The sequence below is a fragment of the Cellulosimicrobium sp. KWT-B genome (genome assembly GCF_002127155.1).
In the GTDB taxonomy this organism is placed as follows: domain Bacteria; phylum Actinomycetota; class Actinomycetes; order Actinomycetales; family Cellulomonadaceae; genus Cellulosimicrobium; species Cellulosimicrobium funkei.
In genome coordinates this window covers 117323-133629 of record NZ_NEDO01000007.1, presented here as the reverse complement: position 1 = coordinate 133629, position 16307 = coordinate 117323, and the positions used below count along the sequence as shown (strand labels likewise).

The following is a 16307-nucleotide window of genomic DNA, read 5'->3' as shown; positions in this document are numbered from 1 at the left end:
CGCACGACCCTCTACTCTCGGACCGTGCCAAAGACCGCCCCCGCCTCGCCGCCCGCACGCGCGAGGTCCCGCGCGACGCAGGAGACACGCTCCCGCAAGGGGGCGACGGACAAGCCCGCCGGGGGCCCGCACCACGCCCGCGCGCTCCGCTCGCACCGCGTCGCCCGGGCGATCGGGCTCGTCCTCACCGGCGCGTTCGTCTTCCTGGCCGTCGGCGCCGGAGCCGTGTACCTCGACCTCAAGTCGAAGATCACCGTGAGCGACGTGTCCGAGTACGTGGTCGGCATGCCGACCGAGGAACCGCCGAAGGACCCCTCCGACCCGTTCGCGGGCAAGGCGCTCAACATCCTCGTCATGGGCACGGACTACCGCGACGCCGAGAACGCCGCGCTCGCGGGCGAGGAGGAGGGCATGCGGTCCGACACCACGTTCATCGTGCACGTGTCCGGCGACCGCACGCGCATGGAGGTCGTGTCGATCCCGCGCGACTCGCTCGTCGACCTGCCCGCGTGCAAGCTCCCCGACGGGTCGATGTCCTCGCCCCGGCGCAACACCATGTTCAACGAGGCGTTCCAGATCGGGTCGGGCGGCGTCGACGACATGGAGGCGGCCGCCGGCTGCACGATCTCGTCGGTCTACAGCCTCACGGGGGTGCCCATCACCAACCACGTCGTGGTGAAGATGACCGGGGTCATCGGCGTGGTCGACGCGATCGACGGCGTGACCATGTGCTTCCCGGAGCCCATCGTCGAGAACCCGAAGTACGGCACGCTGAACCTCCCCGCCGGTCAGTACACGCTCAACGGTCACGAGGCGATCGGCTTCCTCCGTGCGCGCCATGGGACGGGCATGGGCCTCGAGGTGGGCTCCGACCTCACCCGCATCGCCCGGCAGCAGGCGTTCATCGACTCGGCGGTGCGCGAGCTGCTCTCGCAGAACATCATCACCAACTCGCCCCAGCTCTACGGGGTCATCGAGGCCGTGCTCGGCTCCATCAGCGCGGACCCGACGATCGCGGACCCGACGGCGCTCGCCGGGCTCGCGTTCAGCCTGCGTGCCATCAAGCCCTCCGAGGTCGTCTTCACCCAGGTCCCCGTCGTGGACGCGGCGAGCGACCGCAACCGCGTCGAGTGGACGGCGGAGGCCGACGCGATCTGGCAGCGGCTGATCGACGACGCGCCCCCGCCCGGCCACGAGCCCGTCACGGACCCGCGCGACGACGCCACGGCCCCCGCGGACGGCGCGACCGACCCCGGAGCGGGGACGGACCCGGGCACCACCGACCCCGGGACCGGTGCCGTCGACCCCGGCACGGGCGCGACGGACCCCGGTGCCGGGACCGACCCGGGAGCCGGTGAGACGGAGGAGCCACGCGACGGCGTGTGCGCCTGACCTCGCTCAGGGCCGCGACGCGCCGAGCGCGGCCAGGCGCCGCACGGCCTCGTGCAGGACGTCCTCGCGCTTGACGAACGTGAACCGGACGCGGGACGCGAGCGCGCGCGCCGTCGTCGACCCCTGGGTGCAGAACGCGCTCACGGGGACGGCCACGACGCCCGCGAGGGCGGGCAGCTCGCGGCACAGCGCGGTGCCGTCCTCGAATCCGAGCGCGGCGCCGTCGGCGATGACGAAGTACGTGCCCTGCGGCACGACGACGTCGAACCCGGCGCGGACCAGGCCCTCGCACAGCAGGTCACGGCGTGCGGCGAGCGAGTCGGCGAGCGCGCGCGGGGTCTCGTCGTCCGCGAGCGCGTCGGCGATCGCGGGCTGGAACGGCGCGCCCGACGTGTAGGTGAGGAACTGCTTCACCGTGCGGACCGCCGTCACGAGCGGCTCGGGGCCGTGCAGCCACCCCACCTTCCACCCCGTGAACGAGAACGTCTTGCCGGCCGAGGAGATGGTGATCGTCCGCTGCCGCATCCCCGGCAGCGTCGCGATCGGCACGTGCCGGGCGTCGTCGAACGTCAGGTGCTCGTACACCTCGTCCGTGACGACCACGACGTCGTGCAGGCGCGCGACGGCGGCGATCGCGTCGAGCTCGTCGAGGTCGAGGACCGTCCCCGTCGGGTTGTGCGGCGAGTTCACGACGATCAGGCGCGTCCGGTCGGTGACGGCGGTGCCCAGCGCGTCCACGTCGAGCCGGAAGCGGTCGGGGCCGGGGAGCAGGGGGACCGTGACGTGCCGCGCGCCCGCGAGCGCGATGCACGCGGCGTGGGAGTCGTAGAACGGCTCCAGCGTCACGACGTCGTCGCCCGGCCCGGCGAGCGCGAGGATCGTCGCCGCGAGGGCCTCGGTGGCGCCCGTCGTCACGAGCACCTCGGTCTCCGGGTCCGGGTCCAGGCCGTAGTGGCGGAACTGGTGGCTCGCGACGGCGTTGCGCAGCTCGAGGATGCCCGGGCCCGGCGGGTACTGGTTGTGGCCGTCCTCGATCGCGCGCACCGCGGCGTGCTTCACCGCGGCCGGGCCGTCGACGTCCGGGAAGCCCTGCCCGAGGTTGATCGCCCCGGTGCGCTGCGCGAGCGCCGTCATCTCGGCGAAGATCGTCGCCGCGACCGCGCCGTCGGCGCCCAGGAGGCCCGTGGCGCGCGCGGCGGCCTGCCAGCGGCCGGGCGGGAGGTCCGTCATGGCCCGACCCTAGCCGTCGCGACGACCACGATGTGGGACGCCGGGATGGAGGTGGTGAATGGACAGCGCGGGATTCCGGGGCGCCCGCGGCCTTGTCCACAGGGGCGGTTCACGGGGGCGCGTCCATGCCCTACTCTCTGGCGCAGATCGTTGACGACCGGCGGGGCAGCCCGCCGACGGAGCAGGGGGAATGCTCGACATGTCTACGGACACGCACGCCGTCGGCGTGCTCGAGGGCGAGGTGCGCGAGCTCGTCCGACGGCGCGGGGTGGACCCCGCGCGCGACCGCGCGGCCGTCGACCAGCTGGTGCGCGACGTCGTCGCGGACTACGAGACGCGCAGCGCGCTCGGGGCCGTCGCGCCGCTCGCCGACCCCGCCGCCGCCGGTCGCGCGGTCGTCGACGCCGTCGCCGGGCTGGGGCCGCTCCAGCCCTACCTCGACGACCCGGAGATCGAGGAGATCTGGATCAACGCGCCCTCCCAGGTGTTCGTGGCGCGCGGCGGCTCGTCGGAGCTGACGACGACGATCCTCACGGCGCAGCAGGTGCGCGACCTCGTGGAGCAGATGCTGCGGTCGTCCGGGCGTCGGCTCGACCTGTCGAGCCCGTTCGTCGACGCGTGCCTCCCGGGCGGGGAGCGGCTGCACGTCGTCATCCCCGACGTCACGCGCAGCGAGTGGGCGGTGAACATCCGCAAGCACGTCGTCCGGGCGTCGCACCTGGACGACATGGTCCGGCTCGGCGCGCTCCCGCCCCAGGCCGCCGCGTTCCTCGACGCGTCCGTGCGGGCCGGGCTGAACATCCTCGTCGCGGGAGCCACGCAGGCGGGCAAGACGACGATGCTCAACGCCCTCGCCGGGTCGGTCCCGCCCGCGCAGCGTGTCGTCACGTGCGAGGAGGTGTTCGAGCTGCGCTTCGCCGTGCGCGACGTCGTGTCGCTCCAGTGCCGGCAGCCGAGCCTCGAGGGCACGGGGGAGATCCCCTTGCGGCGCCTGGTGAAGGAGGCGCTGCGCATGCGCCCGGACCGCATCGTCATCGGCGAGGTCCGCGAGGCGGAGAGCCTCGACCTGCTCGTCGCGTTGAACGCCGGAGTTCCGGGCATGTGCACGATCCACGCGAACTCCGCCCGGGAGGCGATCACCAAGATGTGCACGCTGCCCCTGCTCGCGGGCGAGAACGTCTCGGACCGCTTCGTGGTGCCGACGGTCGCGTCCGCGATCGACCTCGTCGTGCACCTGGGCGTCGACGCCGACGGGCGTCGCGGCGTGCGCGAGATCCTCGGTGTGACGGGCCGCGTCGAGCAGGGCGTCGTGGAGGCCGCGGAGATCTTCGTGCGTTCGGGCGACCGGCTGGTGCGGGCGGGAGGCTTCCCGCCGCGCGCGGAGCGCTTCGCGCGCGCGGGCATCGACCTGGCAGCGGTCCTGCGGACGGGCCCGGCCAGTGCCGACGTGCTCGACGGCGCCGCGCCGACGAGGGTGGGCTGACCGTGGGCGTGGCGGTGGGCCTCCTCCTCGGCGCGGGGTTGTTCTGCGTCTGGTGGTCGTTCTGGGCGCCCGGGCCCCCGCGCGTGCGTCGTGCCGACGGGTGGGCGGCGCGCACGCAGGACCTGCTCGTCCAGGCCGGTGCACCGGCGGTGACACCCGGTGCCCTGGTGGTCGCGAGCGTCGGCGTCGGGCTCGTCGTCCTCGTGGTCGGGACGGTCCTCGCGCGCTCGTGGACCATCGCGGCCTGCTTCGCCGTCATCGCCGCGGGAGCGCCCTCCCTCCTCGTGCGGTCCCGCGCCCGGCGGCGGCGTGCACGGCTGCGCGAGGTCTGGCCCGAGGTGCTGGACCACCTGTCCTCGGGCGTGCGCGCGGGGCTGTCGCTGCCCGAGGCCGTCGGCCAGCTCGGCGAGCGCGGTCCGGTCGAGCTGCGCGAGCCGTTCACCCAGTTCGCGCGGGACTACCGCGCGTCCGGCCGGTTCGGGGAGTGCCTCGACCTGCTCAAGGACCGGCTCGCGGACCCGGTCGCCGACCGCATCGTCGAGGCGCTCCGGATCACGCGGGACGTCGGCGGCACCGACCTGGGACGCCTCCTGCGCACCCTGTCGACCTTCCTGCGCGAGGACGCCCGCACGCGCGGTGAGCTCGAGGCCCGCCAGTCGTGGACCGTGAACGGGGCGCGACTCGCGGTCGCCGGCCCGTGGGTCGTGCTCGGCTTCCTCGCGACGCGCCCGGAGACGGCGGCCGCGTACAACTCCACGGCGGGTGCGGTCGTCCTCGCCGCCGGCGCGGCGTGCTCCGCGGCGGCGTACCAGCTGATGCTGCGGATCGGGCGGCTGCCCGAGGAAGAGCGGGTGCTGCGATGAGCGCCGTCGACGTGTCCTGGGCCGGTGCCGCGCTCGGCGCGCTCGGCGGGCTCGGTGTCCTCCTTGTGGTCGCCGGGCTCCGGGGGCGGTCGATCCGCCTCGACGAGCGGCTCGCGCCCTACCTGCGCACCCACGACCGCACGTCCGTCCTGCTGCGCGACCACCCCGTGCGATCTCCCTTCCCGACCCTCGAACGACTCCTCGCGCCGCTGCTCGCCGACGCGGGCCGTGCGCTGGAACGGTTCGGCTCGACGGCGTCCGACGTCCGGCGCCGCCTCGACCGTGCCGGCCGCGGACGCAGCGTCGAGCAGTTCCGCGCCCGGCAGCTCGTGTGGGGCGTCGTCGGGCTCGGCGGCGGGACGGCGCTCGCCGTGCTGCTCGCGGCGACGCGGGGGTCGTCGGTCGCCGCCCTGGTGATCCTCGTGCTGCTGTGCGGCGCCGGCGGGGTGCTCGCGTGCGACCACGCGCTGACCCGCGCCGTGCGCCGTCGGGAGGAGCGCATGCTCGCCGAGTTCCCCACGGTCGCCGAGCTCCTCGCGCTCGCGGTGAACGCGGGCGAGGGGCCGGTCGTCGCGCTCGACCGCGTCGCGACCACCGCGCACGGCGAGCTCTCGGGCGAGCTGCGCACGACCCTCGCGACCGTGCGTGCCGGGACCCCGCTCGCCCGGGCGCTCGAGCAGCTCGCCGACCGCACCGGGCTGCCGAGCCTCACCCGATTCGCGGAGGGGGTCGCGGTGGCCGTCGAACGGGGGACCCCGCTCGCCGACGTGCTGCGGGCGCAGGCGCAGGACGTGCGCGAGTCGGGACGCCGCGCGCTCATGGAGGCGGGCGGGAGGAAAGAGGTCGTGATGATGGTCCCCGTCGTCTTCCTCATCCTTCCCGTGACGGTGGTCTACGCCGTCTTCCCGTCGCTCGCGACCCTGCGGCTCGGCTTCTGAGCAGCAGCCCACGACCGTCCGGCACGACCGTCCGGTGCGACCGATCGAAACGACGACGAAGGAGAAGCATGCAGGGGTGGAGTCGAGGGAACCAGGCCGTGCGCGCCGCAGCGCGCGGCGCGCTCGGGCGGCTGACCGGTCAGGACCCGGAACGCGGTGACGTACCGGGATGGGTGCTCATCACCTTGATGACGGCGGGGCTGGTGATCGCCCTGTGGGCCGTCGCCGGGCCGGCGCTGACGGAGGCCTTCAGCAACGCCATCTCGAGCGTCGGTGCCCCCTGAGGTGGTGCGTCGCGGTGGCCCGGGAGTCGGCGTCGAGGACCCGGAGCGGGGCTCCGCCGTCGTCGAGTTCACCCTCGTCTCCGTCCTCGTGCTCGTGCTGTTCCTCGGGGTCGTCCAGGTCGCGCTCGCCGTCCACGTGCGCGCGACGCTGGTGGACTGCGCGGCGGAGGGCGCCCGCGTCGCAGGTCGTGCCGACCGCGGCCCCCACGACGGCGTGGCCCGCACGCGCGACCTCGTCGTGTCAGCGCTCTCGGCGCGGTACGCCCAGGACGTCGTCGCGCGCCAGACCGTCGTGGACGGTCTGCCCGTCGTCGAGGTCACGGTGACCGCGCCGCTCCCGGTCGTCGGGCTGCTCGGCCCGGCCGGAGCACTCACCGTCCGCGGTCACGCGCTGGAGGAGGCCCCGTGACGCGCCTGCTCGCTCGGCTCCGCGCGAGGCTGACGGGGGAGCGCTCGGAACGGGGGAGCGCGGTCGTCGAGTTCCTCGGAGTCGCGCTCGTCCTCCTCCTGCCGGTCCTCTACCTCGTGCTCACGGTGGGTCGGGTGCAGGCCGCGACGTTCGCCGTGGAGGGCGCCTCTCGGGAGGCGGCGCGCGCGTTCGTCACGGCACCGTCGAGCGACGACGGCGCCCGGCTCGCCTCGGCGGCCGTGGCCCTGGCGCTCGGCGACCAGGGGTTCGCCCCGAGCGCGGGCGGTCTGACGATCGCCTGCTCGTCACAGGTCTGCCTGGAGCCGGGCGGCGAGGTGACGGCGCACGTCCGGCTCGACGTGCCGCTCCCGCTCGTGCCCGAGCTCGTGCGGGGGGTCGTCCCCCTCGCGGTCCCCGTGGAGGCGCGGCACGTCGCGTCCGTCGACGCGTACGCGGCGCGGCGGCCGTGAGCGCCCCGTCGCCCGCGAGCGCCGCGTCGCCCCTGGGCGCCCCGACACCCATGGGCACCCCGTCGCCCCTGGGCGCGGGCACCCCGACACCCGGGGGCGCACCCGGACGCGGTCCCGGGCGGCGGTCCGGCGCGGTCGTGCGCGGGTCGGCGGCGCTCGTCGCGCGGCTCCGGGGCTCGGACGAGCGGGAGGAGGACGGCCGCATCCTGCTGCTCACGAGCGCGTTCGTCGCGTTCGCGCTGCTCCTCGTGACGGTCGTGGTGAGCGCCACGGAGGTGCACCTCGAACGCAAGCGGCTCTACGCGCTCGCGGATGCGCTCGCCCTCACGGCGGCCGACTCGACGACCCCTGAGACGTTCTACTCCGGCGGCGCCGCGCCGCCGGTCGAGGGTGCCGTCCTCACGCTGACCGACGCCGGGATCCGCGCGGACGTCGACGACTATCTCGCCCGGAACCCGGCGGCGCTCGCCGGTCTGAGCGAGGTCGTGGTGACCGACGCGTCGACCGGCGACGGGCGTACGGCGTCGGTCGGCCTCGCCGCGCGGGCGCGACCCGCGATGATCAGCTGGGTGACCGGGGCGTGGAGTGATGGCATCATCGTGCGTGCAGAGTCACGTGCCAGAGCGTGGTGAGCACCTGTTGCTGTTCGACGAAGAACGTCCAGGGAAAGGAATACCGCAACGTCGCGTGAGCGCGCTCGCGCGCCTTTGTTCACTTTCTTAACTTTGGATGGCCACTTCTGGTTCGGCCCTGTCAAAACCCCAGGTTCGCCGCTATGGTGATCCGGTCCGACAACAACTCCAACGATGGAGAGCTACAACATGAACGCACGAGCAACGAAGAAGCTCGTCGCCGGGGGTGCCCTCGGCGCGATGCTCATCGGCACGGTCGCCCTCGCGTCCGCTGCCTCCGCCGACCAGGTGGGCGACGACACGAACGTCGACGTCTCCGTGGAGATCGAGTCCAACGTGGAGCCGGGCAACCTCGCCCTCACCGTCGCCGCGAACTCGACCACGCTGACCGAGGCCGACGAGTCGTCGGTCGAGGGCACGCGCGAGTTCAACGGTGCGCTGCCGGAGGTCACCGTCACCGACACGCGGACCGAGGTGCCCGAGGGCGCCTACTGGTACGTGCTGGGCAGCGCGTCGGCCTTCACGGGCGACGCGGGCGAGATCGGTGCCGACAACCTCGGCTGGGCCCCGACCCTCGTCGACGGTGGCGACACCGGCCTGGTCTCCGAGGGCGAGCCGGTCGAGCCCTCCCTCGAGGACGGCCCGGGTCTCGTCGACCAGGAGCTCCTGGTCTCGACGTTCGACTCGGCCGAGGTCAACCCCGAGGGTTCCTGGACCGCCGGCGCGAACCTCACGCTGCGCACGGGTGAGGACGTCGCGCCGGGCGCGTACAACTCGACCATCACGCTGTCCCTGTTCGAGGACTGAGCCGTCCCGACGTCCCGGTGACCGGTTCCGACCGGGCACCGACCGAGTAGTCACACGACGGGTCGCACCGTCCCGCACGACCACGGTCGTGCCGGGCGGGCGACCCGTCGTCGTACGGAGAGAAGCCCCTGCGTGATCCCCGCACCAACGCACCCCGCCCGCACCGGGTCCCCGTCCCGCCGTCGCGGGCGTCGTCTCGTCCTCGCCGCGACCGCCCTCGCCCTCGGCCTCCTGCCCGCGACCCCGCTCGCGGTCGCCGCGTCCGCGACGACCGCCGCCACGAGCGCGCAGGCCGACGTCGTGAGCGCTCTGCCGACGGCGCTGCCCCTCGACACCGAGGACCGCATCACGTGGGGCGCCAAGCCCGCGGACGCGAACGGTCCCGACGGGCGTCGCGGCGTCGACCTCGTCGCCGACCCGGGCACGACGGTCGAGGAGCACATCGCCGTCTCGAACTTCAGCGACGTGCCGGCCACGTTCGCGCTCAAGGCGGCGGACGGCTACCTCACCGCCAACGGGCGCTTCAACATGCTCTCGTCGGACCAGGAGTCCACCGACGCGGGGACGTGGTTCACGGTCCAGGAGAGCGTCGAGGTGGGACCGAAGGAGACGGTGGTCGTCCCGTACACGATCACGGTCCCCGAGAACGCGACCCCGGGCGACCACCCGGCGGGCATCGCCGCGTCGGTCACGAGCACGGGCGGCGGCGAGGGCGGTACGAGCGTCGGCGTCGAGAGCCGTGTCGGGTTCCGCGTCACGACGCGCGTCACCGGCGAGATCCAGCCCGCGCTCGCCGTCGAGGACGTCAAGGCCTCCTACGCGCCGTCGTGGAACCCGTTCGCCGCGGGCGACCTCAGCGTCTCCTACGACGTCGCCAACGACGGCAACGTGCGCCTCGGCGCCGAGGGCCAGGTCGCGACCTCCGCCCTCTTCGGCGCCGTGACGGACGAGGCGACGGCGGAGCCGCTCGGGGAGGTCCTGCCGGGCGGGTCCCTGCGGAGCAAGGTCGCGTTCGCCGACGTCTGGCCGCTCGGACCGGTCAGCACGACGATCACCGTGACGCCGACGGTCGTCGGCGACGACCAGGTCGACGCGCCGGTCGACCCCGTCACGGTCACCGTCACCACGTGGGCGGTCCCGTGGCCGCAGCTCCTGCTCCTCGCGATCGTCGTGGTCGTGATCGTGGGCGTCCGGGACGACCGCCGACGCCGTCGCCAGCGCCTCGAGGCGATGCTCGCGAAGGCGCGCGACGAGGGCCGCCAGCAGGCGACGACCGCCGAGCCGGCGCCGTCGACCACGGGCGGCTCCGCCGCGCAGAGCGGCGCGAAGGACTGACGGCGACGCGCCGTCGGGCGGCCCTCGCCCGGCGGCGCGCCGAACCCCCCGCGCCGAACCCCCCCGCGCCGAACCCCCCCCGCGGCGGCCCGCGCGGGACCCCGCGAGGAGAGCCCGCGCCAATCCCTCGCCGTGGCCTCGCGCGACGGCGCCGACCGCGCGCGGGGTCGCGTAACCTTGAACCTCGTGGCCACCATCGACTTCCCGTCCGAGATCAAGGCGCTGCGGAGCACGCTCGAGTCCATCGAGAGCGTGAGCGACCCGGAGGAGCTGCGCGCGACGATCGCGAACCTCTCGGAGAAGGCGTCGGCGCCCGACCTGTGGGACGACCCCGACGCGGCGCAGAAGGTGACGTCGGCGCTCTCCGCCGCGCAGTCGGAGCTGGACCGGGTGAAGAAGCTCGGGCAGCGCATCGCCGACGTCGAGACCCTGGTCGAGATGGGCCAGGAGATGGAGGACGAGGACACCCTCGTCGAGGCCGAGAACGAGGTCGCCGCCATCCGCAAGGACCTCGACCAGCTCGAGGTCCGCACCCTGCTCGCGGGCGAGTACGACGCGCGCGAGGCCGTCGTGACGATCCGCGCGGGCGCCGGTGGCGTGGACGCGGCAGACTTCGCGGAGATGCTGCTGCGCATGTACCTGCGCTGGGCGGAGCGCCACGGCTACCCGACGACGGTCCTCGACACGTCGTACGCCGAGGAGGCGGGGCTCAAGTCCGCGACCTTCGAGGTGAAGGCGCCGTACGCGTTCGGCCACCTGTCGGTCGAGGCGGGCACCCACCGCCTCGTGCGCATCTCGCCGTTCGACAACCAGGGCCGCCGCCAGACGTCGTTCGCGGCGGTCGAGGTGATCCCGCTCATCGAGCAGACGGACTCGATCGAGATCCCGGAGTCGGAGATCAAGGTCGACGTGTTCCGGTCCTCGGGCCCGGGCGGGCAGTCGGTCAACACGACGGACTCCGCGGTGCGCATGACGCACATCCCGACGGGCATCGTCGTCTCGATGCAGAACGAGAAGTCGCAGATCCAGAACCGCGCCGCGGCTCTCCGCGTGCTCCAGTCCCGCCTGCTGCTCGTGCGCCAGGAGGAGGAGAACGCGAAGAAGAAGGAGCTCGCGGGCGACATCAAGGCGAGCTGGGGCGACCAGATGCGCTCCTACGTGCTGCAGCCGTACCAGATGGTCAAGGACCTGCGCACCGAGCACGAGGTGGGCAACCCCTCGGCGGTGTTCGACGGCGACATCGACGACTTCATCGAGGCCGGGATCCGCTGGCGCCGCGGGGTGCAGAAGGAGGCCTGACCCTCCGCGGCCGCCCCGGGCCGATTGATCCGAGCAACGGATCGATGCACCCGGGCGCGGCGTGTCCGCCCCGCCGGGCCGCAGACGCATGCCTACCCTCGGGATCGTGCGACGAACCCCGTTCGTCCACGGATCGACCCCCGACCCGAGGAACGTGCCGCTGTGATCCGCTTCGAGAACGTCACCAAGGTCTACGCGCGCGGCGCGAGGCCGGCCGTCGACGACGTGTCGTTGGAGGTCCGGCGCGGCGAGTTCGTCTTCCTCGTCGGTGCGTCCGGCTCCGGCAAGTCGACGTGCCTGCACCTCGTACTGCGCGAGGAGCGCCCGACGAAGGGCAAGGTCTTCGTCGCGGGCCGCGACCTCGGGTCGATGTCGAGCTGGAACGTCCCGAAGCTGCGCCGCCAGATCGGGGTGGTCTTCCAGGACTTCCGCCTGCTGCCCAACAAGACCGTGTTCGAGAACGTCGCGTTCGCGCTCCAGGTGATCGGCAAGCCGCGTCACACCATCGCGATCACGGTGCCCGAGACGCTCGAGATGGTGGGCCTCGCGGGCAAGGAGAAGCGTCGCCCGCACGAGCTCTCCGGCGGTGAGCAGCAGCGCGTCGCCATCGCGCGCGCCATGGTCAACCGCCCGCCGATCCTGCTCGCCGACGAGCCGACCGGGAACCTCGACCCCACGACGTCCCTCGGGATCATGCGCCTGCTCGACCGCATCAACCGCACCGGCACGACCGTCGTCATGGCGACGCACGACGAGGAGATCGTCAACCAGATGCGCCGCCGCGTCGTCGAGCTCGACACCGGCACGCTCGTGCGCGACCAGGCGCACGGCTCGTACGGCGCGCGCGGCCAGGTCATCCCCGACCCGGCGACCGGACCGGCGCCCGAGTCGGTGCCGACCGCCGTCGTGCGCCGGACCGCACGCCCGTCCGCGGCGCCCGACCCGGCGCCGTCCTCGGCGCAGGACCCGGCCGAGGCGCCGGACCGGACGCCGGCCACCGGCGCGACGCCCGCGGTCGACGCGTCGGGCCGGCCACCGCTGCCCCGGCGACGCTCGACGCGTCGCCACGTCGACGCGACGGCGGGGGAGTGAGCGGCGTGCGACTCCAGTTCATCCTCGCGGAGCTCGGCCAGGGCCTGCGGCGCAACGTGTCCATGGCCGTCTCCGTCGTGCTCGTCACCTTCGTCTCGCTCACGTTCGTCGGGTCGTCGCTGCTGCTCCAGGCGCAGATCGGCAAGCTCAAGGACGACTGGTACGACAAGGTCGAGGTGTCCGTCTTCCTCTGCCCGGCCGGGTCGCCGTCGCCCACGTGCGCGGCCGGCGAGGCCACGCCCGACCAGATCGCGGCGATCGAGGACCTGTTCGACACCGAGCTCGGCGACGAGATCCAGACGGTCTACTTCGAGTCCAAGGACGACGCGTTCGCGGCGTTCACCGAGCGCTACCCCGACGGGTACCTGGGCACGCAGCTCACGGTCGACGACATGCAGGCGTCCTTCCGCCTCAAGCTCACCAACCCGGAGAACTACGAGGTCGTCAACGACGTCGTGACGGGGCGGCCGGGCGTCGAGGTGGTCGAGGACCAGCGCCGCATCTTCGACTCGCTGTTCCTCGCGCTCAACCGAGCGTCCCTGCTCGCGGCCGGTCTCGCGGCGGTCATGCTGCTCGCGGCCGTGCTGCTCATCACGACGACGATCCGCCTCTCCGCGCTGAGCCGACGGCGCGAGACGGGCATCATGCGGCTGGTCGGGGCGTCGAACCTGTTCATCCAGCTCCCGTTCCTCCTCGAGGGCGCGATCGCCGCCGTGCTCGGCGCGGTCCTGGCGGTCGGCGGGCTCTGGGTCGGCGTGAAGTACCTCGTCACGGACTGGCTGTCCCAGTCCGTGACGTGGGTGGCCTACGTCGACGAGGCGGACGTGCTGCGCATCGCACCCGTGCTCGTCGGGATCGCTTTCCTGCTGGCGGCCGTGTCCTCGGTCGTCACGCTCAACCGCCACACGAGGGTGTGAGATGACCCGGGACCTCCGCCGCGCGACAGCGGCTCTGATCGCCACGACCCTGCTCCTCGTGGGCGGTGTCGCCTCGGCGTCCGCCGACGACATCGACGACCGCCGTGCCGCGGCGGAGCGTCGCCAGTCCGAGATCCTCGGCAACCGCGAGCAGCTGCAGTCCGAGCTCGAGGACACGGACGCGGCGCTCGCGCAGGCCGTCGTCGACCTCCAGGCTATCGAGGCGCGGCTGCCCGTCGCGCAGGCCGAGCTCGACGCGGCCCAGGCCGAGGTCGAGCGGACGCAGCGCGAGGCGGAGCTGCTCGCGCAGCGGCTCGAGGACGCGCTGGGCCAGGAGGCCGCGATCAGCGCCGAGATCGAGCGCGGTGCGACCGAGGTGGCAGACGCCAAGTCGAGCATCGCCGAGATGGCGCGCCAGGCGTACCGCGGCCAGGGCGACGTCTCGAGCCTCGGCATCGTCACGGGTGCGCAGAGCACCGAGGAGTTCATCGCGGAGTACGCGGTCTCCTCGACGGCGGCGCGCAGCCAGTCCCGCTCGCTCCAGGAGCTGCTCGAGGCCGAGTCGGTGTCGCGCAACCGCGAGGCGCGCCTCCAGGCGGTGCGCGAGACGGTCACCGACCTCAAGCAGCAGGCGGACGAGAACCTCGTCGCCGCCGAGGCGGCGCGCACGGCCGCGGCCGACCGCAAGGCCGAGGTCGAGCAGCTCATCGTCGACCAGCAGGCCAAGAAGGCGACGATCGAGGAGCGCAAGTCCGCGGCCGAGGCCAAGGTCGCCGAGAACGAGGCCGCGCAGCAGTCCCTGCAGAGCGAGATCAAGGGCATCATCGCGGAGCAGGCCGAGCGTGACCGCAAGGCCGCCGAGGAGGAGGCGCGACGCCAGCAGCAGAGCCAGCAGTCCGGCGGCGGTGGCGGTGGCGGTGGCGGGTCGTCCTCCGGCGGGGGCGGCGGCGGAGGTGGCGGTTCGTCCTCCGGCGGCGACCGCGGCAGCATCTCGAGCTTCCTGTCGTACCCGACGGCGGTGCCCTACGTGACCTCGAGCTACGGGATGCGCCTGCACCCCATCCTCGGCTACTACCGCCTGCACGCGGGGACGGACCTGCGCGCCTACTGCGGCACGCCGATCATGGCGGCCGGGCCCGGGACGGTCGTCCACGCCCAGTGGCGCAACGGCTTCGGCAACCAGGTGCTCGTCAACCACGGCACGGTGGGCGGCAAGAACCTCATGACGAGCTACAACCACCTCACGCGCTTCGCGGTGTCGTCCGGCCGGACCGTCAACAAGGGCGACGTCATCGGCTACTCGGGCAACACCGGCCTCTCGGGGGCGTGCCACCTGCACTTCGAGGTGTACGTCAACGGGTCGACGATCGACCCGATGTCCGTGCTGCGCTGACCGGGCCGGGTCGCGCTCCGGGCGTCGCGCCCGACCCGCCCCGGCACCCGCGCGACCGCACCCGGGGGATAATCGGTACCGGGCGCCGTCGGGCACCCGTACGCTGGGGCGCCCGCACGGCTCGGGGCCGGCGCGCGGACGGTGCCCCGGACGAGCACCCGGGCGACAGCACCGACAGCAGAGAAGGACGGTAGGACACGGATGGCGAAGGACAGCGGCCGCAAGGTCGTCGCCAGCAACCGCAAGGCACGCCACGACTACGTGATCGAGGACGTGTACGAGGCGGGGATCGTCCTGTCCGGGACCGAGGTCAAGGCGCTGCGGATGGGCAGGGCGTCGCTCGTCGACGGCTACGTCGCGGTCGACCGCGGCGAGGCCTGGCTCGAGAACGTCCACATCCCCGAGTACACCGAGGGCACGTGGAACAACCACGCCCCGCGCCGCAAGCGCAAGCTGCTCCTGCACAAGGAGGAGATCCTGCGCCTGGAGTCCAAGACGCGCGAGAAGGGGCACACGATCGTGCCCCTCGCGCTGTACTTCCTCGACGGCCGCGCCAAGGTCGAGATCGCGCTCGCGCGCGGCAAGAAGGAGTACGACAAGCGCCAGGCGCTCCGCGAGAAGCAGGACAACCGCGAGGCGCAGCGCGCCATGCGGCAGCGCGAGCTGCGCTGACGCCGCGCGGGGCGTCCCGCACGCGGTCCCGTGCCTGACGTCGGCCCCACCCGCTGGTGACGCCGTCGCCCTCGACGTACGGTCGAGGGCGAGACGACGACCGCGAACCAGGAGGCCCCATGGTCAAGCTCCGCCAGTACATCCCGCGCCTCGCGGCGGGGGCGTACATCCTCAACTCCGGCCTGAGCAAGCGCGGTGCCGACGAGGAGACCGCGCAGGGACTGCACGGGATGGCCGCCGGCACGTACTCGTTCCTCGGGGACGTCGAGCCGAAGCAGTTCACCAAGACCCTGTCGACCGCCGAGATCGCGCTCGGCGCGGCTCTCGTGGCGCCCTTCGTCCCGACCGGTCTCGTCGCCGTCGGGCTCGGCGTCTTCTCGGCCGGTCTCGTCGGCATGTACCTCAAGACGCCGGGCATGACGCGCGAGGACGGGGTGCGACCCACCGAGCAGGGGACCGGGCTCGCGAAGGACGTGTTCCTCCTCGGGATCGCCGGCGGGCTGCTCGTCGACTCGCTGAGCCGGAAGAAGTAGCCGCGACGCGGGTACCGGCGGCGCACGACCGCCGGTACCCGGCCGCGCGGAAATATCCGTGCGGGGCACGGCGTTGATCGCGTAGGCTGGACCTGCTGCACGAGGTCCGGGTCCGCCCGGGCGCCGCGCAGTGCTTGACAACTGCACAGGGGGTGATCGGTTTCGACGGTGGTCGTGCTTCGAGGAGAAGCGGGCCGAGGATGCAGGCTTATCTCGTAAACGATGTCTGCAAAACACAGGTGCCGATAACAAGCGCACCGACTTCGCCCTCGCCGCCTGAGCGAGCCCCGAAGTCCGTCAGCCCGAGCTAGCTCTCGACTCGGATCCTGGCGTCATCTAGAGAGCCACTGCTCGCAGTCCTCGTCACCGGGGCTGCGGGGACTTTCAGGTGACTGAGCCCGTCCGCATCTTGTCTGCGTGAGTGCGGGGGCCGAGAAAAACGACAGCAGACTGCGCCCGGAGAAGTCCTCGATCGGCGTCACCGGACCGGGGTTCGATTCCCCGCACCTCCACCCCTGCGGCGACGGCCCGCACCCCTCTCGGGGTGCGGGCCGTCGT

At 73.1% G+C, this 16307-nt stretch carries 16 protein-coding genes, 1 other RNA gene and 1 pseudogene; 17 read left to right on the top strand and 1 reads right to left on the bottom strand.

What is annotated here, in order from left to right; translation table 11 throughout:
• The first annotated feature begins 24 nt into the window (after positions 1 to 24).
• Complete coding sequence (locus B9L22_RS18655; RefSeq protein ID WP_233140233.1) at positions 25 to 1392, top strand: LCP family protein; 1368 nt, start codon at positions 25 to 27, stop codon at positions 1390 to 1392.
• Positions 1393 to 1398: 6 nt separating this feature from the next.
• Here B9L22_RS18655 and B9L22_RS18650 read toward each other — a convergent pair whose 3' ends face one another.
• Positions 1399 to 2622, bottom strand: a complete 1224-nt coding sequence (locus tag B9L22_RS18650) for a pyridoxal phosphate-dependent aminotransferase (RefSeq protein ID WP_086151472.1) — start codon at positions 2620 to 2622, stop codon at positions 1399 to 1401.
• Between the two features lie 199 nt (positions 2623 to 2821).
• On the opposite strand from B9L22_RS18650, the gene B9L22_RS18645 reads away from it, so the two are divergent.
• The 16 genes and pseudogenes from B9L22_RS18645 to ssrA all read left to right on the top strand — a co-directional run bounded on the left by B9L22_RS18645 (position 2822) and on the right by ssrA (position 16264).
• Positions 2822 to 4105 (top strand): CpaF family protein, encoded by a 1284-nt coding sequence (locus B9L22_RS18645; protein ID WP_086151526.1) that lies wholly within the window; start codon positions 2822 to 2824, stop codon positions 4103 to 4105.
• Between the two features lie 2 nt (positions 4106 to 4107).
• Positions 4108 to 4968 (top strand): type II secretion system F family protein, encoded by an 861-nt coding sequence (locus B9L22_RS18640; RefSeq protein WP_086151471.1) that lies wholly within the window; start codon positions 4108 to 4110, stop codon positions 4966 to 4968.
• Complete coding sequence (locus B9L22_RS18635) at positions 4965 to 5906, top strand: type II secretion system F family protein (protein WP_086151470.1); 942 nt, start codon at positions 4965 to 4967, stop codon at positions 5904 to 5906. The genes B9L22_RS18640 and B9L22_RS18635 overlap by 4 nt, the downstream gene beginning before the upstream one ends.
• Positions 5907 to 5974: 68 nt before the next feature.
• On the top strand, positions 5975 to 6190 hold the full coding sequence (locus B9L22_RS18630; RefSeq protein ID WP_369824876.1) for a hypothetical protein: 216 nt from the start codon (positions 5975 to 5977) through the stop codon (positions 6188 to 6190).
• Entirely contained in the window at positions 6180 to 6599 is a 420-nt protein-coding gene (locus B9L22_RS18625) for a TadE/TadG family type IV pilus assembly protein (RefSeq protein WP_233140232.1), read from the top strand. The genes B9L22_RS18630 and B9L22_RS18625 overlap by 11 nt, the downstream gene beginning before the upstream one ends.
• Positions 6596 to 7069, top strand: a complete 474-nt coding sequence (locus tag B9L22_RS18620; protein ID WP_233140231.1) for a TadE/TadG family type IV pilus assembly protein — start codon at positions 6596 to 6598, stop codon at positions 7067 to 7069. The genes B9L22_RS18625 and B9L22_RS18620 overlap by 4 nt, the downstream gene beginning before the upstream one ends.
• Entirely contained in the window at positions 7066 to 7701 is a 636-nt protein-coding gene (locus B9L22_RS18615) for a hypothetical protein (RefSeq protein ID WP_143317388.1), read from the top strand. The genes B9L22_RS18620 and B9L22_RS18615 overlap by 4 nt, the downstream gene beginning before the upstream one ends.
• 189 nt (positions 7702 to 7890) lie before the next feature.
• Entirely contained in the window at positions 7891 to 8508 is a 618-nt protein-coding gene (locus tag B9L22_RS18610) for a hypothetical protein (RefSeq protein ID WP_021483459.1), read from the top strand.
• A gap of 132 nt (positions 8509 to 8640) precedes the next feature.
• Positions 8641 to 9843 carry a WxL protein peptidoglycan domain-containing protein gene (locus B9L22_RS18605; protein WP_198947343.1) on the top strand — a complete coding sequence of 401 codons (1203 nt, stop codon included), beginning with the start codon at positions 8641 to 8643 and terminating at the stop codon, positions 9841 to 9843.
• Positions 9844 to 10029: 186 nt separating this feature from the next.
• Positions 10030 to 11142, top strand: coding sequence for a peptide chain release factor 2 (gene prfB / locus B9L22_RS18600; RefSeq protein WP_031316541.1), 1113 nt, complete (start codon positions 10030 to 10032; stop codon positions 11140 to 11142).
• A 162-nt stretch (positions 11143 to 11304) separates the two neighbouring features.
• Positions 11305 to 11985 (top strand): annotated as a pseudogene (gene ftsE, locus B9L22_RS18595) (cell division ATP-binding protein FtsE); the annotation flags it as partial.
• A gap of 254 nt (positions 11986 to 12239) precedes the next feature.
• Positions 12240 to 13151 (top strand): permease-like cell division protein FtsX, encoded by a 912-nt coding sequence (gene ftsX / locus B9L22_RS18590; RefSeq protein ID WP_021483124.1) that lies wholly within the window; start codon positions 12240 to 12242, stop codon positions 13149 to 13151.
• Between the two features lies 1 nt (position 13152).
• On the top strand, positions 13153 to 14544 hold the full coding sequence (locus B9L22_RS18585) for a M23 family metallopeptidase (protein ID WP_086151468.1): 1392 nt from the start codon (positions 13153 to 13155) through the stop codon (positions 14542 to 14544).
• Positions 14545 to 14745: 201 nt separating this feature from the next.
• Positions 14746 to 15216: an SsrA-binding protein SmpB gene (gene smpB / locus B9L22_RS18580; protein ID WP_021482407.1), complete on the top strand. Its 471-nt coding sequence runs from the start codon at positions 14746 to 14748 to the stop codon at positions 15214 to 15216.
• Positions 15217 to 15335: 119 nt separating this feature from the next.
• Entirely contained in the window at positions 15336 to 15749 is a 414-nt protein-coding gene (locus B9L22_RS18575; RefSeq protein WP_021482408.1) for a hypothetical protein, read from the top strand.
• A gap of 148 nt (positions 15750 to 15897) precedes the next feature.
• Positions 15898 to 16264: a transfer-messenger RNA gene (gene ssrA, locus B9L22_RS18570) on the top strand.
• Positions 16265 to 16307: the final 43 nt, after the last annotated feature.